Raw genomic sequence first — 22,180 nt, forward strand, 5'->3', positions numbered from 1 at the left:
CCGGTTGTCACGTGTTATCCTGTCGGCTTGCCTTTACATCGCCATCGTCGGCGTGTCAGAAGCGCGTTCCCATGAATTAAGCCGACATTTCGGAGAAGTCTTTTGAAGCCTGACGAAATCAGAAAGCTGGACGCCTATTTCAAGCGCGTCTTCCAGAATCCCAAGCTGCAGGTGAAGGCGCGTCCGCGCAAGGAAGACTCGGCCGAAGTCTATGTCGGCGACGAATTCCTCGGCATCGTCTTCAAGGACGAGGACGACGGCGACTACAATTTCTCAATGGCGATCCTCGACATCGACCTCGCCTGACCCGGGGACAGCTCCGGCCGGCGCGCGACACCACCGCCCGGCCGGCTGCAACCCGTAGGCGAAGTACCGGCTAATCCTGGCAATGCCGCGGAATGTGCACGCGCCGCCAGCTGGTCGAACCTTCCCGCACCACCACCCTACGCGCTACCGTCCCGTAAGACGGCGGGATTTCCCGGATGCGGACTTGTTGCGGCCGCACCAGCACTTCGTGGGCAACCGCTTCATATTCCGCCGGCTGAACGACGCGCCGGACGCGCTCCGGCTGGACCACGACCGTCTCGGCGACGCGCGCATAGCGGGCCTTTCGCCATACCTTGCACAGCACCTTGCGGCCATGGATGACGCGCCATTCCCAGGCATAGCCGCCATCGTCGACCTTGACAGTGTGGTAGACCGTGCGTGTGACCGCCGGCGCGGTCTCGTAGGTGACGCGCGGCGGCGCGATCTGCTCCACGCCTTGATAGGTGCCGTAAATCGGCGCGTCGTAGTCGACCACCTGTCCGCCAGGGTTCAGCATCACGTCCTCGTAGAGGGTATCGTAAAGTGCCGGCCTGTGGATCGGCTCGTAGCATTCGAGCGCGCGGCCGCCTGCGGCGGTTTCACAGACGCTGGCAAGCATCGCGACTGCCGCCAGCGATGCGGAGCTTTTGCGGATCATGACATTCCCCCGTTGAAAAAGGATGTCTTCACAATGCAGGACTGTAACGGAAGCTCCGCGGGCGGACAGCGATTTCAAGGCTTTTCGTTAAGCGTCGTGGTTAAGGAATTGCTACCTTGCGAGCGCCTTACGGGGCCGGCCGGGACTGGGCCCGTCTCATTAGGCCAGAGCGCGCCGTGCTCCGCGGGCCTACCGCGCTTGATTCGGCTTAACCAGATGGCTAGGAGAGGCGGCCTTGCGCTAGGGTGAGCCGGCATCCTATTTAGGTCGTAACCAATCCAGAACGATTCCGCGCGATTGCTGATATATCAAGGTGCCGGAATCCATCTCCTACAAGGGTAGTCCATGAAGAACCCCGTTGAAACCTACATGAACCTCGTTCCGATGGTGGTCGAGCAGACCAACCGCGGCGAGCGTGCCTATGACATTTTCTCGCGCCTCTTGAAGGAACGCATCATCTTCATCACCGGTCCGGTCGAGGACGGGATGGCGACGTTGGTTTGTGCACAGCTTTTGTTTCTCGAGGCGGAGAACCCCAAGAAGGAAATCAACCTCTATATCAATTCGCCGGGCGGCGTCGTCACCTCGGGCATGGCGATCTACGACACGATGCAGTTCATCAAGCCGGCGGTGTCGACGCTCTGCATCGGCCAGGCTGCTTCGATGGGTTCGCTGCTTCTGACCGCCGGCCACAAGGACATGCGTTTTGCCACGCCGAACGCCCGCATCATGGTCCATCAGCCGTCCGGCGGCTTCCAGGGCCAAGCTTCGGACATCGAACGTCATGCGCAGGACATCATCAAGCTGAAGCGCCGCTTGAACGAGGTCTATGTCAAGCATACCGGCAAGAGCTATGACGAGATCGAGAAGACGCTCGACCGCGACCATTTCATGACCGCGGACGAGGCCAGGGACTTCGGCCTGATCGACAAGGTCATTTCCAGCCGCGAGGCGGTCGAGACAGCCACCGCTTCAGCCTGACCTCGACGGCAAATGGCAGCATAACGCGGTTTTGGCGCGTCTTGCGGCATTTCGGCCACATTTGGCTGTTCCCTCAGGCGTTGGGATTGCCTACGTTAAGGCTATGTTGATTTTCGACGGCTTAGCTTTGCGTGGGGTTGCTGCGAATCATTGCCGCGTTTTCTGATTTGTGTTTCGTACGGAATGCGCTGTGTGAGCCGGGACACTGGCGGTGGCGGATTCCCGCGATAGATTGGTGAAGACGTCACTCAAAGCCAGACGGTCGGCGGGCGTCGGTGAAAGGACAGAAAAATGAGCAAGGTCAGCAACGGCGGCGGTGATTCAAAGAACACCCTCTACTGCTCGTTTTGCGGCAAGAGCCAGCACGAGGTCCGCAAGCTGATCGCCGGGCCGACGGTTTTCATCTGCGACGAATGCGTCGAGCTGTGCATGGACATCATCCGCGAGGAGAACAAGACCTCGATGGTGAAGTCGCGCGAAGGTGTGCCGACACCGCAGGAAATCCTCAAGGTCCTCGACGACTACGTCATCGGCCAACCCTACGCCAAGCGCGTGCTGTCGGTGGCGGTTCACAACCACTACAAGCGCCTGGCGCATGCCGGCAAGAACAACGACGTCGAGCTGGCCAAGTCCAATATCCTTCTGATCGGCCCGACCGGCTGCGGCAAGACGCTTCTCGCGCAGACGCTCGCTCGCATCATCGACGTGCCGTTCACCATGGCCGACGCCACGACGCTGACCGAGGCCGGCTATGTCGGCGAGGACGTCGAGAACATCATCCTGAAGCTGTTGCAGTCGGCCGACTACAATGTCGAGCGGGCGCAGCGCGGCATCGTCTATATCGACGAAATCGACAAGATCTCGCGCAAGTCGGATAATCCCTCGATCACCCGCGACGTGTCGGGCGAGGGCGTGCAGCAGGCGCTCCTGAAGATCATGGAGGGCACGGTCGCCTCCGTGCCGCCGCAGGGCGGCCGCAAGCATCCGCAGCAGGAATTCCTGCAGGTCGACACCGCCAACATCCTGTTCATCTGCGGCGGCGCCTTCGCGGGGCTGGACAAGATCATCTCGGATCGCGGCCGCAAGACCTCGATCGGCTTCGGCGCCACCGTGGCTTCGCCCGAGGATCGGCGCACCGGCGACCTGTTCCGCCAGGTCGAGCCGGAGGATCTCCTGAAATTCGGCCTGATCCCGGAATTCGTGGGCCGTCTGCCGGTCCTGGCGACGCTGGAAGACCTCGACGAGCCGGCGCTGATCCAGATCCTGACCGAACCGAAGAATGCGCTGGTCAAGCAATATCAGCGGCTGTTCGAGATGGAGAATGTCGACCTGACGTTCCACGAGAACGCGCTGTCGGCGATCGCCAAGCGCGCGATCGAGCGCAAGACAGGCGCGCGCGGCCTGCGCTCCATCATGGAAGCGATCCTGCTCGACACCATGTTCGAGCTGCCGGCGCTTGAAGGTGTGCGCGAGGTGGTGATTTCGGAAGAGGTGGTGTCCGGCAACGCCCGGCCGCTCTACATCTACTCCGAGCAGAAGGAAAAGAAGGGCAATGTCAGCGCCTGAAATGGCACTGCGCCCGACAATTTTCATGGAACGGCGCCCGCGTGGCGCCGTTTTGCTGTCAAGGGCGGGGAGGCGAGCAGTGGAAGGGCTCGAACGACCGTGTTAACCCTTGATCTTTGCCTCGGTTACATCCACCTAACAGCAGAAGGCCGAGGCGCCGAATTCTGTGCTGTAAAATTCCCGTCACAAACGGTGGTAGGCGGAACGACGCTCGGTCGTTAATATGAGATTCGCGGTTGGCTAAAATAAGCGGCCGCGACATGAAAGGTTGGACAATGGCCAAGATATCCAAGGCTTCCGGCGACGGCGTTTTCGCAGTCCTCCCACTGCGCGATATCGTCGTGTTCCCGCATATGATCGTTCCGCTCTTCGTGGGGCGTGAAAAGTCGATCAAGGCGCTGGAAGAGGTGATGGGTCAGGAAAAACAGATCCTGCTTGCCACCCAGATGAATGCAGCCGACGACGATCCTGAGCCCGGTGCGATTTTCGACATCGGCACGCTCGCCAATGTGCTGCAGCTTTTGAAGCTTCCCGACGGCACCGTGAAGGTGCTGGTCGAGGGCGCCTCGCGCGCCAAGATCGTCTCGTTCACCGACCGTGCCGATTTCCATGAGGCCCGCGCCACGGCGCTCGCCGAGCCGGAAGAGGAAGAGGTCGAAATCGAGGCGCTTGCCCGCTCGGTCGTCACCGACTTCGAGAATTACGTCAAGCTGAACAAGAAGATCTCGCCCGAAGTGGTGGGTGCCGCCAGCCAGATCGACGACTATTCCAAGCTCGCCGATACGGTTGCATCGCATCTCGCCATCAAGATCCCCGAGAAGCAGGAGATGCTTGCAACGCTTTCCGTCAAAGAGCGTCTGGAGAAGGCGATGGGCTTCATGGAAGCCGAAATCTCCGTGCTCCAGGTGGAAAAGCGCATCCGTTCGCGCGTCAAGCGCCAGATGGAGAAGACGCAGCGCGAGTACTACCTCAACGAGCAGATGAAGGCGATCCAGAAGGAGCTCGGCGAGGGCGAGGATGGCCGCGACGAGGCCGCCGAGATCGAGGCGCGCATCAAGAAGACCAAGCTCTCCAAGGAGGCCCGCGAAAAGGCGGAGGCCGAGTTGAAGAAGCTGCGCTCGATGTCGCCGATGTCGGCTGAATCGACGGTCGTGCGCAACTATCTCGATTGGCTCTTGTCGATCCCGTGGGGCAAGAACTCCAAGGTCAAGCAGGACCTCGGCTTTGCGCAAGACGTGCTCGATGCCGATCACTTCGGCCTCGACAAGGTCAAGGAACGCATCGTCGAGTATCTCGCCGTGCAGAGCCGCCAGAAGAAGCTGAAGGGGCCGATCCTGTGCCTCGTCGGCCCGCCCGGCGTCGGCAAGACCTCGCTTGGCAAGTCGATCGCCAAGGCCACCGGCCGCGAGTTCATCCGCATGGCGCTCGGCGGCGTGCGCGACGAGGCCGAGATCCGTGGCCACAGGCGGACCTATATCGGCTCGATGCCCGGAAAGGTCATCCAGTCGATGAAGAAGGCCAAGAAGTCCAACCCGCTCTTCCTGCTCGATGAGATCGACAAGATGGGCCAGGACTTCCGCGGCGATCCGTCCTCGGCCCTGCTCGAAGTGCTCGATCCGGAACAGAACTCGACGTTCATGGACCATTACCTCGAGGTCGAATACGACCTGTCGAGCGTGATGTTCGTGACGACCGCGAACACGCTGAACATCCCTGCGCCTCTGATGGACCGCATGGAGATCATCCGTATCGCCGGTTACACCGAGGACGAGAAGATCGAGATCGCCAAGCGTCACCTGATGCCCAAGGTGATCCGCGACCATGCCCTGCAGCCGAACGAATTCTCGGTCGGCGAGGACGCGATCCGCGGCATCATCCAGACCTACACGCGGGAAGCCGGTGTGCGCAGCCTGGAGCGCGAGCTGATGAAGCTCGGCCGTAAGGCGGTGACCGAGATCCTGCGGACGAAGAAGAAGACGGTGAAGATCACGGCGGACAACCTCGCCGATTATCTCGGCGTGCCGCGCTTCCGCTTCGGCCAGATCGAGGCCGACGATCAGGTCGGCGTGGTCACGGGTCTTGCCTGGACGGAAGTCGGCGGCGAGTTGCTGACGGTCGAAGGCGTCATGATGCCCGGCAAGGGCCGCATGACGGTGACCGGCAATTTGCGCGACGTGATGAAGGAATCGATCTCGGCGGCGGCGTCCTACGTCCGCTCGCGCGCCATCGATTTCGGCATCGAGCCGCCGCTGTTCGACAAGCGCGACATCCACGTGCATTTGCCGGAGGGTGCCACGCCGAAGGACGGCCCGTCTGCCGGTGCGGCCATGGCCACGGCCATCGTGTCGGTGCTGACGGGTATTCCGGTCCGCGCCGATGTGGCGATGACCGGCGAAATCACGCTGCGCGGCCGTATTCTGCCGATTGGCGGCCTGAAGGAGAAGCTGCTCGCGGCGCTGCGCGGCGGCATCAAGAAGGTGCTGATCCCGGAAGAGAACGTCAAGGATTTGGCGGAGATTCCGGACAATGTGAAGAACGGCATGGAGATCGTCCCGGTCTCGCGGGTCGGCGAGGTGCTCGCGCACGCGCTGACCAGGATGCCGGAGCCGATCGAGTGGGTCGAACCGGTCAATGCGCCGGCTCCGGTCGACAGCGGCGACGATGCTGGAAAGTCGCTTGCTCATTAGCATTTTTTGATATTGCAGCGCACAAAGAGAGAGCCGGGCTTTCAAGCCCGGCTTTTTTCGTGTGAAAAGCCACGAAAAAGTGGAAAAAAGCCCGGAATTCCGCGGTTTTCGGCTTGGGTTCCGGAGCGCTTCTTTCTAAAGTCCGTCTCCTGCCGGATGAGTCGTAGTTCCGGTTTTCTCATGGAAGGGAATTTTTATGAACAAGAACGAACTGGTGTCCGCCGTCGCCGACTCCGCAAGCATTTCGAAGGCTGATGCGCAGTCCGCTGTCGATGCGGTGTTCTCCGTGATCACTGGCGAACTGAAGAAGGGCGGCGATGTCCGGCTTGTCGGCTTCGGAAATTTCACCGTGTCAAAACGCGCTGCTTCGACCGGCCGCAACCCGCAGACCGGCGCGGAAGTGAAGATTCCGGCGCGCACCGTGCCGAAGTTCTCGGCCGGCAAGGGCCTCAAGGACGCGGTCAACTAAGACCTTTTTCTTTTAAGAACAGAAAAGCCGGGCAAGCCCGGCTTTTCTTTTTTATGGCTGTTCGCAGGCCGTTTCAGGCCGTTGGCGCGTCGGCGCGCATCAGGCCTTCCTGTTTCAAATCCGCCCACAGCGCCGCAGGTATTTTGGTGTCGAGCAGGGCGCGGTTGCTTTCAACTTCGGCCGGCCGCTGGCCGCCAGGGATCACCGACACTACCGAAGGATGCTGCAGCGGGAACTGCAGCGCCGCCTCGATCAGGCGCACATTGTGGCGCTTGCAGACGGCTTCGATGCGCGCCACGCGATCCAGGATCTCCTTCGGCGCCTCGCTGTAATTGTAGAAGGCTCCGGGCTTCGGGCCGGTCGCCAGCACGCCGGAATTGTAGGGGCCGCCCAGCACGATGCCGATGCCGCGCTTCTGGCAAAGCGGCAGGAAGGTGGCAAGCGCCTCCTGCTCGAGCAGCGTGTAGCGGCCGGCGAGCAGAAACAGGTCGAAATCGCCGCGTTCGGCGAGGGTCTGTGCCACCTGCCACTCGTTGATGCCGCCGCCAAAGGCCTTGATGACGCCCTGGTCGCGCAGCGAAAGCAGCCCGTAATAGCCAGACGACATGAACTCCTCGATGCGGGCATCGGAGGCTTCCTTGCTGCCGTGGGTAAAGATGTCGACGTCGTGGACGAAGAGGATGTCGACACGGTCGACCCCGAGGCGTTCCAGCGAGGCCTCGAAGGAGCGCATGACGCCGTCATAGGAGTAGTCGTAGACTTCCCGGCGCGACGGCGTCTCGAAGAACTTGCCGATGCCGGTGCGCTGGTCCGGTGCAGAGACCCGCATGATGCGCCCGACCTTGCTCGACAGCACATAGTCGTCGCGCTTCCTGCCGCGCAGAAACGGGTTGAGGCGGGTTTCCGACAGGCCGAGGCCGTAAAGAGGTGCCGTATCAAAGTAGCGGCAGCCGGTCGCCCATGCCGCCTCTAACGTGGCATTGGCGTCCTCGTCGGAGATGGCGCGATAGAGATTGCCGAGCGGCGCGGTGCCGAAGCCGAGCTCGGTGAAGGTGATGCCGCCATTGCCGATGCGGTCGAAGTGCCGTGTCTTCATGTCTGACGATGTCCCGGAGTGATTTGTCTGACATGACACTATCACGCTCGTGGCCCAGCAAAAGTGCCGAGACTCGTTGGACAGCGATTTTCGCAATGGTAGCATGAACAAAAACAAGCCTTTCGTGGTCGCGCCGCAATTCCGTAGAGGCAAGCGACGCCCCGGCAGGCAAGGTGAGCCGTCATGACCAAAGCCGCATCAGGGATGTTCGCGACCGCGCTGGACGAGCTTGGCGCGGTGCTGGCGCGCACGGACGAAGCTCGCATCGACGCCGCCTGCGAAATGCTTGCCGGCGCCGGCAGGATCGCTGTCTATGGCTGCGGCCGCGAGGCGCTGCAGGTCAAGGGCTTCGCCATGCGGCTCTACCATCTCGGCCTGCCGGTCTCGGTCGTCGGCGACATGACCACGCCGCCGCTCGGGCAGGGCGACGTCTTCCTGGCGAGCTCAGGTCCCGGCGAGACCGCCACGGTGCTGACCTTGATGCGGGTTGCCCGCGAGGCCGGCGCGAAGGTGCTGCTTTTGACGGCAGAACCGGAAAGAAGCGCCGCCAAACTCGCCGACTTCACGCTCGTCATCCCGGCGCAGACGATGGCCAGCGACCAGGGCGAGGCAAGAAGCTCGGTGCTGCCGATGGGCTCGCTGTTCGAAGGCGCGCTGTTTCTTCTGTTCGAAATCATGGTGCTGAAGCTTAAACGCCTGACCAACGCGACGCCGGAAGCGATGCGCGCCAGGCATACCAATATGGAGTAGGGGATGCGCTACGAGCTGATGCTGCCGCACCAGATACGCAAGGCAATCGAGGAGAACTGGCCGGTGGTGCTGCCGCTCGGCGTGCTCGAATATCACGGCGAGCACATGGCGGTCGGCATGGACACGCTGGCCGTCATCAAGACGGTGGAACTGATCGAGAAGGAGAGGGACCTCGTCATCCTGCCGCCCTTCTACTACGGCGCGGCAAGCTACGCCGTCGCTGCGCCGGAAGGCAGCGGCTCGGTGCAGGTCGGCGGCCCGGCGCTTTCGCCATTCGCGGAGGAATTGTTCTATGGGCTGCTGCGCATCGGCTTCCGCAACATTCACGCCATCATTCATCATCAGACCGAGAATTTCGCGGCCGGCATGCCGACCGATCTCGCCTTCAAGACCGCCGGCCGGCAGGCAATCTTCCGCTTCCTCGAAAAGGAGCGCGGCGAGGGCTGGTGGGGCTCGAACGCGATGGCCGATTACTATGCCGGCCATGCGCAGGGTGAGAATGTCTTCAACTGGGTCCAGGTGCACCCGCTGATGCCGGCCGCGATGAACGGCAAATATCCGTTCGACCATGCTGGCATCGGCGAAACCTCGCTGATGCTGGCGCTATGCCCGGAAGCGGTGGACGAGAAGCATTTGGCCGACAACACCGGCTGGTACACGAAAAGTGCGGCGGAAGCCTCGGCGGGTCTCGGCAAGATCGGGGTCGCGATGATCCTCGACCATTTGCGGTCGATTCTGGTGCGATAGGCGCGGTTCTTCCTTCTCCTTGTGGGTGAAGCTGGATCGGCGCAGCGCCGGGACGGATGAGGGGTGTTCCAGCGGAGTGAGACGTCGGCTTTCCCTGGAACACCCCTCATCCGGCCGCTTCGCGGCCACCTTCCCCACAAGGGGGGAAGGGGAAGTCATCCTACTTCACTGAGCCGGCCGTCATGCCCATGATCAGATAACGCTCGAGCGCGATGCCGATGATGGCCAGCGGCGCGATCGCGGCGGTGGCCAAGGCCGCCATCGACCACCAGTTGATGCCTTGCGAGCCGGTCTGGCTCGCCACCATGACGGGGATGGTCTTGGCATCGGTCGATGTCAAAAGCGCGGCGAAGAAATACTCGTTCCAGCACAGCACCATCGCCAGGATGAAGGCGGCGACCATGCCGGGCAGCGCGATCGGCATGACGATGCGGAAAAAGGCGCCCCAGATCGACAGCCCGTCGACAAGGGCTGCCTCCTCCAATTCAACGGGTATCGAGTTGAACTGGTCGCGCATGATCCAGATGACGATCGGCAGCACCATCAGCGTGTAGAGGAGCACGAGCCCGATGCGGGTATCGAGGAGGGCCACTTCGCGGTAGAGCACCAGGAAGGGGAGCGCCAGAACGACCGGCGGCAGGATCAACTGCGACAGGAAGAAGAAGGAGATGTCCTCGTTCTTGAACCAGGCGAACTTGTACCGGTAGCGGACAAGGCCGTAGGCGGCGAGGCTGCCGATGATGATGGCGAGGCTCGATGCGCCGACCGAGGTGATGACCGAATTCATGAAGCGTTTGAGGAATTCGTCGCGCACGGTCGAAGTCTGGGAGATCGAATCCGGCGACAGGCCGAGCGAGCGCCAGCCCTTCCAGTCAGGCGTGAAGTCGACGAAGGGAATGAGATGGCCTTGCGTGACGTCGACCGCCGATTTGAACGAGGTGGTGATCGTCCAATAGATCGGGAACAGGCAGACGAAAGCCCAGAAGATAAGCGCGCCATAGATGAAGACGCGGCTGGCGATGAAGGCCGCCGGCGAGCGGATTTCGGAAACGGTGTAGTCGGTGGTCTGGACGCTCATGATGCCGCTCAGTTGACGTTGCGCACGAAGCGACTGGCGAATTTCAGGAGCCAGGTCACGAACACGATGATGATGACCAGATAGGCCATGGCCAGCATGGTGCCGTAGCCGACATTCGAGCGGTCGCGGTATTCGCGATAGATGAAGCTCGACACGGAATCGGTGGCGCCGCCGGGTCCGCCGGAGGTCAGGGTGATGATGATGTCGGCAAGCTTCAGCTTGAAGATGATGCGCAGGATCACGGCTGTCACCGATACCGGCAGCATCAGCGGAAAGGTCACCTGCCAGAATGTCTGCCATGCGGTCGCGCCATCGACGCGGGCGGCTTCCAGCACCTCGCGCGACATCGCCTGCAGGCCGGCCAGCAGCATGATCATCATGAACGGGATGAAGGTCCAGGCGTCGAGCATCATGATCGAGATGCGGGCAGTGATCGGATCGGAGAAGAAGGCGGGATTGTTCCAGCCAAGATGACGCGCCAGCGTCGCCGCCGGTCCGAACCGGTACTCCATCAGCGACTTGCCGACCATCCAGGATACCGCGACCGGCGACAGCATCAGCGGCAGCAGGAAGACGACGCGGAAGAATTTGCGGGCCCGGATCTGCGCATTGAGCAGGAGCGCCAGGCCGAAGGCGATGACATATTCGACCAGCACCGCAAGCACATAGAGCACCATGTTCAACAGCGCGTTGCGGTAATAGGGGTCGGCCAGCATCTGCCAGAAATTGTCGAGGCCATTGAACCTGCGTCCGCTGAAAGAGCTGAGATTCCAGTCGGTCAGCGCGATGTAGAAGCCGAACAGCGTCGGGAAGATCACCATGGCGATGGTGAAGAGCAGGGCCGGCAAAAGGAACAGCGCGCGCTGCCCGTCCTCGCCGCGCGTCAGCACCTGCCAGGCGCCAAGCGCTGCGCCCCACAAGATGTAGGCGTAGACCACAGGGCGCCATGTGTCGAAACCGACCGTGGACATCTCGGTCTTGTAGAGGATCTGCACGACGATGATCGCCAGCAGGCCAAGGGTTGCAATGGCCAGCAGGCCCCAGCCGAGGCGCTTGCGGCCTGCCGGGATCAGGTCGGCCGGATGTGCCGGCCACGCATTCACGGTCGAAGTCTGCTCAGCCACGCCTCTCGCCTTCTAGAGCGGTTCACCGTTTCACGGAAACGGCGAACCGCTCCATCTCTTTGTTTTTACGCAATTCCGAACGGAAAACCGCTCACACTTTTCCAGGAATTGTAAACGTATCAAACCGGCCGAGCCGGTAAAAATGCGGCCCGGTGACGATGTGCCACCGGGCCGCGACGTCTCATAAGCCAGCCTACATGCCGAGCGAGGCTTTGTAGAGCTTGATCTGGTTCTCGCGGCCGATCTGGTCGGTCAGCTTTTCCCAGGCCGCGGCGATGGCGTCGGCGCCTTCCTGCGCCTTCATCTTGCCGGCAAAGGTGTTGGCCAGGATGTCCTCGGCGGCGGAGTAGTACTGGAAGATGCCGGGGATGCGCGGCTCGATCGCAGCGTTCGGATGGTTGTAGGAATCGCCTTCCGATTTCAGGTAGGAGGTGATGAAGGCCTCGTCATAGCCGGCGGCCACCCATTCGGGAACGTTGAAATGGGAGTTGCGGTAGGGCTGGAAGCCCGACGGATACATCGCCGTCCAGATCGACAGGTCCTTGCCGCCGAGATGGGCGGCGGCCGACCATGCGGCCTTCTTCTTCTTCTCGTCGGAATCGACGCGAGCCATGACATAGACGCCCCAGCCGAGATAGGCGCAGTTCGGCGCATAGTTCGGCCCGCTGGCGAGCTTTTCCCATTTGCCGGTCTTGGAATTGTAGACGTCGTCGGAGCCGGGCAGGATCGAGAAGCCGGTGACATCGCCGATGACCGACGAGTCATTGGTCTTCACATTCGAGCCGACGTCGCCCCACCAGGGGATCATCGAGCCGGTGCCGGCCAGGAACTGCTGGAAGGCAGTGGTGTTCGGATCGGCATTGATCTGGTCGGCGGGTTCGGACGGCAGGGCGTCGATCACGTCCTGGATGGCGCGCACCCAGGCCGGGTTGTTGATGCGCGGCTTCATCGTGTCGGCGTCGAACAGCCAGGCCTTGTCGTCGGGGTGCTTGGCGTAAGCTGTGGCGCGGCTGCCGAGGAAATAGAAGCCGAAGCCACCCCAGGGCTTGGGCGCGTCCAGATAGCCATAGATGTCCTGGCCCTTGAACTGCTTGCCCTTGAGGAATTTGGTGACGGCCTGCACTTCCTGCCAGGTCTTCGGCACGCCCCATTCGGTCGTGGCGCCGCTTTCCTTCCAGGCTTTGGCGAGATCGGCATCCGCGAACACGTCGGTGCGGTAGTTGAAATTGTGCGCGTCGCCGTCGATCGTCACGCGATACTGTTTGCCGTCCCAGGTGCCGACCGGCGGCTTCAGGTAGTTGACGAGGTCGTCGAAATCGATCTGCTTCTTGACCCAATCGGGCATCTCGGAGGTAAGGCCCTTGCCGCAGACATCGCCTTCGAAAGGCGCGCCCATCTCGATGATGTCGAAGTCGACGGTCTTGGTTGCGATGGACTGCTGCAGACGGGCGTTGTAGTCGGCCTGAGCAAGGTCGATCCAGCTGATCTTGGCGCCCGTATAGGCCTCCCACGGCTTCAGGAAGCCGCGGAACAGCACGTTGTGGAGGTTCTGGTTGTTGAGGCCCATAAAGGTGAGCTCGACACCGGCAAACTCGCCTTCCTTGACATTGGCCTTGGTCGCTTCGAGGCAGAGCTCGCCGACCTTCTGGAAGTCGGCATCCGTCGGCTGGCCTTTGCCGACGCCCGGGATCTGCAGGATTTTCGCGCGCAGACTGTCGTCGGCGGCCGCAGGCTTCGTCAGTGCTCCGAGCCCGGCGCCGGAGGCGGCGGCGATTGCGGCCATGCTGGCCGCACCCTTCAGCACATCGCGGCGGCTGGCGCCGGCGCGCATCAGTTTTTCATACAGATCGACTCTCATCTACAGGTTCCTCCCAGAACAACAACGCTTGAATTGAAGTGCCAATCTCTCAGACGTCGAAACGCCTCTCGGTTCTCCTCGATCATACCGGACGTGGGACCCCACCCTGCGTCGCCGGATCTCCGATTTCAGGATAACAGGCCTGCTCTCGGATTGGCACTCGCCACTATTCGCGTAATCGATTACCTTGTCAACAAGATTGGCTTTTTATCTATAAGATACCGACTTGCCGTTGCCGTTCGCAATGGCTAGCTTCACCGCAAACGATAAAGGGGAGACGATGGCTCAAGTCGCGATCAGCAGTGTGGCCAAGGCGTTCGGAACCGTCAAGGTCCTGCATGAAGTCAGCGTCGATATTGCCGATGGGCAGTTCGTCGTGCTGGTCGGTCCGTCGGGGTGCGGCAAGTCCACGCTCTTGAGGATGGTGGCCGGGCTGGAGACCGTTTCCGGGGGCACGATCTCTATCGGCGACCGCGTCGTCAACAACCTGCCGCCGGCGAAGCGCGACATCGCCATGGTGTTCCAGAACTACGCGCTCTATCCGCACAAGACGGTGGAGCAGAACATGGCTTTCGCGCTGAAGCTGCGCGGCACCGATCCGGCCATCGTCGCCGAACGGGTCAAGCGCGCCGCCGATATCCTCGACCTTGCGCCTTATCTCAAGCGCTATCCGCGCCAGCTTTCGGGCGGCCAGCGCCAGCGCGTCGCCATGGGCCGCGCCATCGTGCGCAATCCGCAGGTGTTCCTGTTCGACGAGCCGCTTTCCAACCTTGACGCCAAGCTGCGCGTGCAGATGCGCACCGAAATCAAGGAGTTGCACCAGCGGCTGAAGACGACCACCATCTACGTCACCCACGACCAGATCGAGGCCATGACCATGGCCGACAAGATCGTCGTGATGCGCGACGGCCGCATCGAGCAGGTCGGCGCGCCGCTGGAGCTGTTCGACCGGCCGGCCAACCTGTTCGTCGCGGGCTTTATCGGCTCGCCGGCGATGAACCTACTCAAGGGCACCATGAAAAAGGGCGAGAAGCCCGTGGTCGACATTGCAGGCTCGGCGTTTCCGATGCCGACCAATATCGCCGCGGCAGACGGCCGAGCCGTGGTCTATGGCGTGCGCCCCGAGCACCTGGAAATCCATCCTGACGGCGTCGCATCCACGATTTCGGTGGTCGAGCCGACAGGCTCGGAGACGTTGGTGTTCCTACGGTTCGGCGAGGGGGAGATGGTGGCGCTATTCCGCGAGCGACACGACTTCAAGCCGGGCGACACGCTCAAGCTCAAGCCGCGTCTCGACCAGGTCCACCTCTTCGACGCCGCAACCGGCAAGCGTCTCTAACCGCACACAACCCTTCAAGAGGAAACCATGCTCAAAGCGATCAACCCGCTGCTCAATGCCGATGTGCTCCAGGCGCTGCGGGCGATGGGCCATGGCGACGACCTGATCATCGCCGACACCAATTTCCCGTCCGATTCCGTGGCCAGGCAGACGGTGCTCGGCAAGCTGTTGCGTATCGACGCGACGGCGGCGGAGGTGGTGAAGGCGGTGCTGTCGCTCTATCCGCTGGATACTTTCGTCGACGATGCGGCAGCGCGCATGGAGATCGTCGGCAAACCAAACGAAATCCCGCCGGTGCAGAGGGAGGTGCAGAAGGAGATCGACGCCGCCGAGGGCAAGCCCTGGCCGATGATCTCGATCGAGCGCTACGCCTTCTACGAGCGTTCCAAGAAAGCCTATTGCGTGATCCAGACCGGCGAGCGCCGCTTCTATGGCTGCTTTGCCTTCCGCAAGGGCGTCGTGCCGCCGGAGGCGGAGTAAGGACATGGCCACAGGCGAGCCCGTCATCATGAAGCCTGTTGTGATCCTGGGCGTGTTCGTCGCCGACACAGCCTATCGCGCCGACCGCCAGCCGCGTCTGGGCGAAACGATCCTCGGCAATTCCTTCAAGCTCGGCCCGGGCGGCAAGGGCTCGAACCAGGCAGTGGCGGCAGGCAAGCTCGGCGCCGACATCACCTTCCTGACCAGGCTCGGAGTCGATGCCTTTGCCGACATGGCGAAGCAGACCTGGAAGGACGCAGGTGTGAAAAGCGCCGTCATCGACACGCCGGACAGCTATACGGGCGCGGCCTACATCTTTGTCGAGGAAGGCAGCGGCAACAACGCCATCATCGTCAGCCCGGGCGCGGCGATGCTGATCTCGCCCGCCGACATCGAGGCGCATGCCGACCTGATCCGGTCCGCCGGCGTCTTCGTTACCCAGCTTGAACAGCCGATCGGCGCAGCATTGAAGGCGCTCGAGATCGCGCGCGGGGCAGGGGTGACGACCATCCTCAACCCCGCCCCCGCCGCCAGCCTGCCCGACCGCGTCTACGCGCTCTGCGACTATGTCACACCCAACGAGACGGAGGCCGAAGGGCTGACCGGCATCAAGGTTTCCTCGATCGACGACGCCCGCCGCGCCGCCGACGCGCTGCTGGCCAAGGGTGTCGGCGCAGTCATCGTGACGCTCGGCGAGAAGGGCGCTTTGCTCCACACCAAGAACCGTTCGGAGCATGTCGACGCGGTCAATGCCGGTCCGGTGATCGAGACGACGGGAGCGGGTGACGCGTTCAACGGCGGTCTCGCGGCCGCCCTGGCAAAAGGCGTCGAGCCGCTGGAGGCCGTGCGCTTTGCCTGCGCGGTCGCCGGCATCTCGGTGACCCGCCCCGGCACTGCGCCTTCCATGCCGACATCGCAGGAGGTCGAGGCGCTGCTCGCCAGGGCCTGAGACCTCCCGCCTTCCATTTTTTGCGGCTTTTTAGCGGCCCCTTATTGCGGAACGCAACTGAGGCGAGCGCGTTCATCGTCCTGTCTGCGCGCCGATTTGGAACGGTAGGATGAAAAAGCCTTACGAAAAGCCCACGCTGGTAAAGCGCCAGAAGCTCACCGAACGGACGGCCCAGATTGTCGCTTCCGGGGTTGTGCTGGGCGAGTGATTCCGAGGGGGCAGCGCTAAAGAATCCTGCTGGTCAGCTCCAGCATCGTCGTTGCGCCTTGCTCGCTGCCGGGCACATGCACGACACGAAGCACACGAAGGTCCCTGCTCGACCCTTCGACCGGTATCGACACGCTTTCGCCAACCCGCGGCAATTCCTGGAAGGCGAGCTCGTCGACATCCCTCTCATCGTCGATGGAAATCCGACATCTCACAGCCATCTTATCTCTCCCGTCTTTTCGCCCGTTGGCTGAACGGGACAAGATTGGAATGGTTCCGGGATCAAAAATCTCAGACGGCAAATCTGCTGCGGCATTCGCGCGGAGGCCCCTTCAACGCTTTGAATTGACGCCTGAAATTTGCCAACGTTGGATACCGACCAGCTCTGCGACGACGACAATCGGCCGGTCTTCTTCAGCCAGGAGGGCGCGGGCCTCCCCGAAGCGCAGTCGCGCCGCATATTCGCAGGAGCAATCAATTCTCGGGAAGCGGCAACGGCCTGTCGCTCAAGCTCCGTAGGTAAGCGATCAGGTTTGCTCGCTGGTTCTCGTCTCGCAGGCCCGGGAAAATCATGTCTGTTCCAGGCAATGCGAATGCCGGGTTTGAGATAAAGGAATTGAGATCTTCAAAAGTCCATGTGCCGCCAGCTTCCCTTAGAGCCGACGAATACGGGACGTCGCTTTGTGCTGCTTTCGGTCTCCCTACCACGCCCCAGAGATTGACGCGTTTGGGAATCTTGCGATCCGGCGCTGAAAGATGACAGGCCCCGCACGTTTCGTCGAAAATTCTTTTGCCCGATTCGGCGTTTGCCGATGCAAGTCGCGCCGAAATAGGCGCGATGGGCGGTTGTCCCGCGCCGTGAGCGCGCAAGTAAGCCACGACGTCTTCGTGACCGCTAAGCTTGGCCAAATGTATGGGTGGGTTTCCATTCGACGTCAGCGCGTTGACGTCTGCTCCCGCATCCACAAGATGGACCACGCAATGAAGACAGCCTTTCTCGGCAGCCACGTGCAGCGGGGTTTGCGATTTCGCCACCTGATTTGGATCGGCGCCGTTATCGAGCAGCAGCTTCACGACGTCAGAATAGCCACCCTTGTTGGCCGCGTAGAGTGGCGTTCTTTGCCAGCTGACGGGCATGTTAACGTCGGCCCCACGATCGATCAGAAGTTTTGCTATTTCCACATTCCCGCCCTCGCAGGCGATATAGAGCGCCGTAACACCGTCAACTTCGTTGACAGCAGCGCCTTTATCCAAGGCAGAAGCCACCCCCGAGAGATCGCCATGTTTGACAAGATCGCCCAGGCTGCTTGCCTGGGCGGGCAGGTTTAAAAGCCAAAGAACCCACAAAGCCGCTATCACCCACTTGCTTGGCCTGACCATCGTGTCCTCCCTGTGTTGTGGCCCTCCATCTGCGAGCAGAATCAATCGGTAGTTCCAGCGTTGGCCCGCGTGCAATCACGCCTCGGGTCGACATCACTGCCGGGAAAGCGCGGAACGTTGGCTCGCATTACGGCACCTGCGAAAATAAATTTTAGCAGATGCTGATATAAAGACCAAGGAGTGACGGCGAAGCACTCTCATTCGGCTGCCTGCAAGATGCGCCGACACGGTCCGACGCTTCCCCCAAGTGTCAGGAGAGCCACTTCAGAAAATATACCTGTGTCAGGAGGTTAAATGGCGCGAGTGACGGGGCTCGAACCCGCGACCTCCGGCGTGACAGGCCGGCACTCTAACCGACTGAGCTACACCCGCGCACTTGACGAGCACGTGTCAGGCGTGTTCGTCGTTGGGGCGGTGGATAAGGGGTTCGCCTGCGGGTGTCAAGCGCGGCATTCAAGCATTACAGCAATCAGGAGAAGGTTTTTTGACAGCGGCGCCGAGGCTGGGGAAATCCGCGCCCCGACGGGTGCGCCGTCTGTTCATTTAGCCTTGCGAATGCGGCCCTAACTGCTTAAAGGTCCGCGCTCAAGCGGGCGATTAGCTCAGTTGGTAGAGCGCTTCGTTTACACCGAAGATGTCGGCGGTTCGAGCCCGTCATCGCCCACCAGCCTGCCGGACAAGCTGAAGCAGAATGCGGCGACGGCCCTTGCTGGGGCCGCCACCTTATTGCGCGCCGGGTTCAGACACGGCTACTGCCTGACGTAGCAGCGCTTGTGAGCGCCAGGAGCGGGGTCATCGCCAAAGGCGTCGTTGCCGCATCTGACGCCGTTCCTGAAAACATCCTGCGTGTACTGGCCGCGTGCGCCGTATCTGACCATCGCGCGGCCGCTGAAATCGCAGAACTCACCCTCCCTGGCGCAGGCGACCCATTCGCCACGGTAGGGGCGTGAGCCGTAATCGTCGTCCCCGTAGTCGTCGTCATCGCCATAGCCGCCGCCACCGCGCGCCACGAAATAACAGGCCTTTTCGCGGCCGGGGGCGGGGTCGCCAAACAGGCGGTTCGAGCAGGGCACAGCCCGACGGTCGAAAAACCGTGCGGTGGTTCGGCCTCGGGCGCCGTAGATCACTTGGGTGGGGTAGGGCAAGCGGCATATGCCGCCCTCATTCGCGCATCGCCGCAGTTGCTGCGCCGAGGCGGAGGCGGGGAAAAGGGCGGACGCCACGGCGACCAGCCCGGCCAGACATATGAAGGCCAGCATCGTTCGGATCGAGACGTGAAAAGCTTTTGACACGAATTGTCTCCCGGTTTGGTTGCACGCCGGCATCCTACCGCAGGCCGAATAAATGCGCGATGAATGCCTGCTCGGGAGGATGTTCCTATCTCGATGCGTGAGCACACGGCGCGTGGGCCGCCGTCTTGCTCAATATTTGATGATTCGCCGCTCGATCAGGACGACGAGGCAAAACAACGCGATCGACAGCGACGACGACAGCACGATCGCCGCATAAAGCCGATCGGACTGATAGTTGAAGGTCGCCTGGATGATCAGCGCGCCGAGCCCTTTGTCCGAGCCGATCCACTCGCCGACGATGGCGCCGATCACGGCGGTGGCCGACGCGATCCTCAGCGAAGAGAACAGCATCGGCAGGGCACGGGGCAGACGCAGGCTCCAGAAAATCTCCGAGTGTGTCGCTGACAGCACGCGGAACAGCTCGTGCTCGTTGTCGCTCGCCGAATCGAGGCCGCGGATCATGTTCACCAGTGTCGGGAAGAAGCAGATTACCGCGGCAATCACGATCTTCGGCGTCATGCCGAGTCCGAAGATCAGGATGATGATCGGCGACAGCGCCAGGATCGGAATGGTGTTGAAGAAGAGCACGATCGGGAAATAGGCGGCTTGCAGGACGCGGCTGTGGACGAAGAGCACGGCGAGCAGCACGGCGGCGAGATTGCCGATGACGAAGCCGGCCAGCGCCTCGATCAGCGTCGGCCTCAGATTGTCGATGAGGAGCGCAAAATTCTTTTGGAACACGCCGAAGATCGCTGTCGGCGTCGGCACGATATAGGCCGGCACGCCGAGCAACGGCAAAAGATATTGCCAAGCAAGCAGGATCGAAGCCGCGCCCAGGATGGGAAGCGCGACCGTCATTTGCGGGGAGAGCGGCGCCTGTCTCACGATGCGCGCTCCAGCGCGACGCGCAGGTCCGCCATGGCGGCGACGATCGCCGGATCCTCGCGCTTGCAGCGGTTGCCCTCCTGCTTGAAGGGCCGCATGTCGAGGTCCTTGACGACGCGCCCTGGATTGGCGGCCAGCACGATGACGCGCTCGCCGAGATAGGCGGCTTCGGCGATCGAATGCGTGACAAAAAGGATAGTCGTGCCGCTGCGCCGCCAAAGCGCCAGCAGTTCGTCGTTCAACCGGTCGCGCGTGATCTCGTCGAGCGCGCCGAAGGGTTCGTCCATCAAAAGCAACTTGGGCTCACCGAGCAAGGCACGCGCGATCGCCACGCGTTGGCGCTGGCCGCCGGAGAGCTGATGCGGCAGGCGCTCACTGAGGCCGCCGAGCCCCATCAATTCCAGCAGTTCCGTGCTGCGATCCTCGATCTTGCGCGTCAGGCTGCCCTGACCGACGCCGAGCGGCAGGCGCACATTGTCGCGCACCGTGCGCCAGGGAAGGAGGGTCGAATCCTGGAACACGAAGCCGACATCGCGGCGCGAGCGCACCGTATGCGGCGTTTCGCCCAGCACGCTGATCGAGCCGCCAAGCGGGTCGAGCAGGTCGGCCACCACTCTGAGCAAGGTCGACTTGCCGCAGCCGGACGGCCCCAGGATCGACAGGAAGGAACCGGCCGCGACGGTGAGGTCGAGGCCGGCGAGCACTTTGACGGCTGTCTTCCGGCCGCCGCCATAGCCGACATCCAGCTGTCGCGCTTCGATCGCGTCCGGCATCACGCGGCGGGCGCGTCGAGCTTGGGCCGGTCGGCGGCCGAGAGTTCGAGTATCTTGGTGGTGTAGACATCGGCGGTCGCCGGGCGGCCGTTCGGATACTGGCCAACCTTGTCGAGCAGCGCCAATTGCTCCTCGATCGAGGCCGGGTCGAACGTACCCCAGCCATCCTTGGCGGTTGCGCCGTCGAAGGAGAGTTTCAGCACCAGGTTGACGGTCTTTTCCTCCCAGCCGAGATCCATTTCGGGATAAGCTGCGACCATCTTCTTGACCGCCTCCTGCGGGTTGGCGTGGACCCAGCCCCAGCCTTTGCCGACGGCGCCGATGAACTTCGCCAGTGTCTCAGGATCCTTTTCGATTGCCGCGTCGGTCGCGAAATAGACATCGGCGTAGGAGCTCAGCCCGAGGTCACGCGTCAAGAGGTCGATGCGGTCGTCGCCGACGACGCTGAGCGCCTGCGTGTTGGTAATCCAGCCGCCGATCGCGTCGACATCGCCGCGAACCAGCGGCGCCTTGTCGAAGCCGACATTGACGATGGTCACCTCCGACGGATCGATGCCGTTCTTGGCCAGGATCTCGTCGATGACGAAGCGCGCCGTCGGCTGGATGCCGATCTTCTTGCCCTTGAGATCGGCCACGCCGCGGATCGGTTTTGCGGGCTTGGACGTCAATGCATAAGGACCGGTGCGGAAGCCGCAGGCGATGATCCTGATCGGCACGCCGCTGGCGCGGGCCGAATAGAGCTGCGGCGTTTCCGAGAACTGGCCAAGCTGCGCGGCGCCCGAGATCACCGGCGGCACGGTCGACGCATTCGGACCGCCGGGGCTGAACTCGACCTCGAGCCCGGCGTCCCTGAAGTAGCCATTGGCGACGGCCGCGATATCGCCGATCTGGCCGTTGGACATCAGCCAGTCATACTGGATGACGACCTTGCCGGCGGCCTTGGCGCCGGGCGTCAGCACCAGCTGCATGCCGGCAGATACGGCCGCCACGGCAGCCATGCCGCCTTTCACGAAAGCGCGGCGATTCAATTCGAAGTCCCTGTTCCCACTCATTTTTCGCTCCTGTTGCAGACTTTTCTCGTCTCTTCTCCAGGCGCCGTTCCCTTCGGCTCGGCGTCGTCTACGGCTGTTCGTCGTGGTAGTCGCCAGGGCCGCCGTCGAGCCAAGCGTAAAGCTCCCAAAGCGTGTCGTCCGGGTCCGTGAAATAGGCGCAGCGCGCGTTCCAGACGTAGTTTTCGGGCGGGCCGTAGAAGGGCACGCCCTTGGCGCTGAGTTCGCCATGCAGCCAGTCGATATCGGCCGGCGTGTCGAGCTGCACGGCGACGCAGACCTTGTGCGCATGGCGCGGCGATCTCAGGTTGGACACGCCCGTATGCCGGTTGATGTGGTCGAGCTCCCAAGCGGCGAGCGTCACGCCCTCGCCATGGAAATCGGCGAAGCCTTCAGCGCGGCGGCGCAGGCGGAAGCCGAGCTTTTCAACGTAGAAGTCGACCGTCCTTTCGATGTTTTCGACCAGCAGGCAGACATCGGAGATGCGGGTGACGCTCGTCGGCATG

At 62.2% G+C, this 22,180-nt stretch carries 23 protein-coding genes and 2 tRNA genes; 12 read left to right on the top strand and 13 right to left on the bottom strand.

All coding sequences use genetic code 11. The features are described 5' to 3' along the window. Nucleotides 1-102 precede the first annotated feature (102 nt). Nucleotides 103-306, top strand: a complete 204-nt coding sequence (locus tag LB525_RS05200; protein WP_027166457.1) for a DUF3126 family protein — start codon at nt 103-105, stop codon at nt 304-306. Between the two features lie 70 nt (nt 307-376). Here the strand turns inward: LB525_RS05200 and LB525_RS05205 are convergent, their stop codons facing one another. Beyond that, nucleotides 377-964: a hypothetical protein gene (locus tag LB525_RS05205; protein WP_140840249.1), complete on the bottom strand. Its 588-nt coding sequence runs from the start codon at nt 962-964 to the stop codon at nt 377-379. Between the two features lie 345 nt (nt 965-1,309). Between LB525_RS05205 and LB525_RS05210 the strand changes: the two genes are divergently transcribed. From LB525_RS05210 to hupB, 4 genes are all read left to right on the top strand, one after another. Then, a complete protein-coding gene (locus LB525_RS05210) occupies nt 1,310-1,945 on the top strand; it encodes an ATP-dependent Clp protease proteolytic subunit (protein ID WP_095765152.1) in 636 nt (211 codons plus the stop codon). 291 nt (nt 1,946-2,236) lie between these two features. Beyond that, entirely contained in the window at nt 2,237-3,511 is a 1,275-nt protein-coding gene (gene clpX, locus LB525_RS05215) for an ATP-dependent Clp protease ATP-binding subunit ClpX (RefSeq protein WP_040981372.1), read from the top strand. A 275-nt stretch (nt 3,512-3,786) separates the two neighbouring features. Next, nucleotides 3,787-6,198, top strand: coding sequence for an endopeptidase La (gene lon, locus LB525_RS05220; protein WP_224543797.1), 2,412 nt, complete (start codon nt 3,787-3,789; stop codon nt 6,196-6,198). Between the two features lie 196 nt (nt 6,199-6,394). Further along, complete coding sequence (hupB, locus tag LB525_RS05225; protein ID WP_027166452.1) at nt 6,395-6,667, top strand: DNA-binding protein HupB; 273 nt, start codon at nt 6,395-6,397, stop codon at nt 6,665-6,667. 73 nt (nt 6,668-6,740) lie between these two features. On the opposite strand, the gene LB525_RS05230 is transcribed toward hupB, so the two are convergent. Further along, nucleotides 6,741-7,763, bottom strand: a complete 1,023-nt coding sequence (locus tag LB525_RS05230; protein WP_224525512.1) for an aldo/keto reductase — start codon at nt 7,761-7,763, stop codon at nt 6,741-6,743. Nucleotides 7,764-7,946: 183 nt separating this feature from the next. Between LB525_RS05230 and hxlB the strand changes: the two genes are divergently transcribed. Then, nucleotides 7,947-8,513: a 6-phospho-3-hexuloisomerase gene (gene hxlB / locus LB525_RS05235; RefSeq protein ID WP_224543798.1), complete on the top strand. Its 567-nt coding sequence runs from the start codon at nt 7,947-7,949 to the stop codon at nt 8,511-8,513. A gap of 3 nt (nt 8,514-8,516) precedes the next feature. Continuing rightward, the gene (locus LB525_RS05240; RefSeq protein WP_224543799.1) at nt 8,517-9,260 is read left to right on the top strand and encodes a creatininase family protein; all 744 of its coding nucleotides are present in this window, start codon (nt 8,517-8,519) and stop codon (nt 9,258-9,260) included. 160 nt (nt 9,261-9,420) lie between these two features. On the opposite strand, the gene LB525_RS05245 is transcribed toward LB525_RS05240, so the two are convergent. The 3 genes from LB525_RS05245 to LB525_RS05255 all read right to left on the bottom strand — a co-directional run bounded on the left by LB525_RS05245 (nt 9,421) and on the right by LB525_RS05255 (nt 13,320). Further along, nucleotides 9,421-10,338 carry a carbohydrate ABC transporter permease gene (locus LB525_RS05245; protein ID WP_140542613.1) on the bottom strand — a complete coding sequence of 306 codons (918 nt, stop codon included), beginning with the start codon at nt 10,336-10,338 and terminating at the stop codon, nt 9,421-9,423. Nucleotides 10,339-10,346: 8 nt separating this feature from the next. Next, nucleotides 10,347-11,462 carry a carbohydrate ABC transporter permease gene (locus LB525_RS05250; protein WP_224543800.1) on the bottom strand — a complete coding sequence of 372 codons (1,116 nt, stop codon included), beginning with the start codon at nt 11,460-11,462 and terminating at the stop codon, nt 10,347-10,349. A gap of 193 nt (nt 11,463-11,655) precedes the next feature. Next, nucleotides 11,656-13,320 carry an ABC transporter substrate-binding protein gene (locus tag LB525_RS05255; RefSeq protein WP_095765158.1) on the bottom strand — a complete coding sequence of 555 codons (1,665 nt, stop codon included), beginning with the start codon at nt 13,318-13,320 and terminating at the stop codon, nt 11,656-11,658. Nucleotides 13,321-13,600: 280 nt separating this feature from the next. On the opposite strand from LB525_RS05255, the gene LB525_RS05260 reads away from it, so the two are divergent. The 4 genes from LB525_RS05260 to LB525_RS05275 all read left to right on the top strand — a co-directional run bounded on the left by LB525_RS05260 (nt 13,601) and on the right by LB525_RS05275 (nt 16,296). Next, nucleotides 13,601-14,659, top strand: coding sequence for an ABC transporter ATP-binding protein (locus tag LB525_RS05260; RefSeq protein WP_224543801.1), 1,059 nt, complete (start codon nt 13,601-13,603; stop codon nt 14,657-14,659). A 27-nt stretch (nt 14,660-14,686) separates the two neighbouring features. Then, nucleotides 14,687-15,139 carry an RbsD/FucU family protein gene (locus tag LB525_RS05265; RefSeq protein ID WP_224543802.1) on the top strand — a complete coding sequence of 151 codons (453 nt, stop codon included), beginning with the start codon at nt 14,687-14,689 and terminating at the stop codon, nt 15,137-15,139. Between the two features lie 4 nt (nt 15,140-15,143). Further along, a complete protein-coding gene (gene rbsK / locus LB525_RS05270; RefSeq protein WP_224525531.1) occupies nt 15,144-16,088 on the top strand; it encodes a ribokinase in 945 nt (314 codons plus the stop codon). A 109-nt stretch (nt 16,089-16,197) separates the two neighbouring features. Further along, the gene (locus tag LB525_RS05275) at nt 16,198-16,296 is read left to right on the top strand and encodes a putative RiPP precursor (protein WP_208648418.1); all 99 of its coding nucleotides are present in this window, start codon (nt 16,198-16,200) and stop codon (nt 16,294-16,296) included. A gap of 16 nt (nt 16,297-16,312) precedes the next feature. Here the strand turns inward: LB525_RS05275 and LB525_RS05280 are convergent, their stop codons facing one another. From LB525_RS05280 to LB525_RS05290, 3 genes are all read right to left on the bottom strand, one after another. After that, on the bottom strand, nt 16,313-16,516 hold the full coding sequence (locus tag LB525_RS05280) for a hypothetical protein (RefSeq protein ID WP_224543803.1): 204 nt from the start codon (nt 16,514-16,516) through the stop codon (nt 16,313-16,315). Between the two features lie 253 nt (nt 16,517-16,769). After that, complete coding sequence (locus tag LB525_RS05285; protein WP_224543804.1) at nt 16,770-17,675, bottom strand: ankyrin repeat domain-containing protein; 906 nt, start codon at nt 17,673-17,675, stop codon at nt 16,770-16,772. A 295-nt stretch (nt 17,676-17,970) separates the two neighbouring features. Then, nucleotides 17,971-18,047: transfer RNA gene (locus LB525_RS05290), tRNA-Asp, on the bottom strand. 219 nt (nt 18,048-18,266) lie between these two features. On the opposite strand from LB525_RS05290, the gene LB525_RS05295 reads away from it, so the two are divergent. Continuing rightward, a tRNA-Val gene (locus tag LB525_RS05295) sits at nt 18,267-18,342 on the top strand. Nucleotides 18,343-18,424: 82 nt separating this feature from the next. On the opposite strand, the gene LB525_RS05300 is transcribed toward LB525_RS05295, so the two are convergent. The 5 genes from LB525_RS05300 to LB525_RS05320 form a co-directional block, all read right to left on the bottom strand. Then, on the bottom strand, nt 18,425-18,967 hold the full coding sequence (locus LB525_RS05300) for a hypothetical protein (RefSeq protein ID WP_095765589.1): 543 nt from the start codon (nt 18,965-18,967) through the stop codon (nt 18,425-18,427). Nucleotides 18,968-19,096: 129 nt separating this feature from the next. Then, nucleotides 19,097-19,852, bottom strand: a complete 756-nt coding sequence (locus LB525_RS05305; protein ID WP_224543806.1) for an ABC transporter permease — start codon at nt 19,850-19,852, stop codon at nt 19,097-19,099. Continuing rightward, entirely contained in the window at nt 19,849-20,625 is a 777-nt protein-coding gene (locus tag LB525_RS05310) for an ABC transporter ATP-binding protein (RefSeq protein WP_095765163.1), read from the bottom strand. Before LB525_RS05310 ends, LB525_RS05305 begins: the two co-directional genes overlap by 4 nt. Next, the gene (locus tag LB525_RS05315; protein WP_224525545.1) at nt 20,625-21,677 is read right to left on the bottom strand and encodes an ABC transporter substrate-binding protein; all 1,053 of its coding nucleotides are present in this window, start codon (nt 21,675-21,677) and stop codon (nt 20,625-20,627) included. The genes LB525_RS05310 and LB525_RS05315 overlap by 1 nt, the downstream gene beginning before the upstream one ends. Before the next feature lie 67 nt (nt 21,678-21,744). Further along, complete coding sequence (locus LB525_RS05320) at nt 21,745-22,179, bottom strand: VOC family protein (RefSeq protein ID WP_224525548.1); 435 nt, start codon at nt 22,177-22,179, stop codon at nt 21,745-21,747. Nucleotide 22,180: the final 1 nt, after the last annotated feature.

This window comes from Mesorhizobium sp. CA16 (assembly GCF_020165175.1).
Classification (GTDB): domain Bacteria; phylum Pseudomonadota; class Alphaproteobacteria; order Rhizobiales; family Rhizobiaceae; genus Mesorhizobium.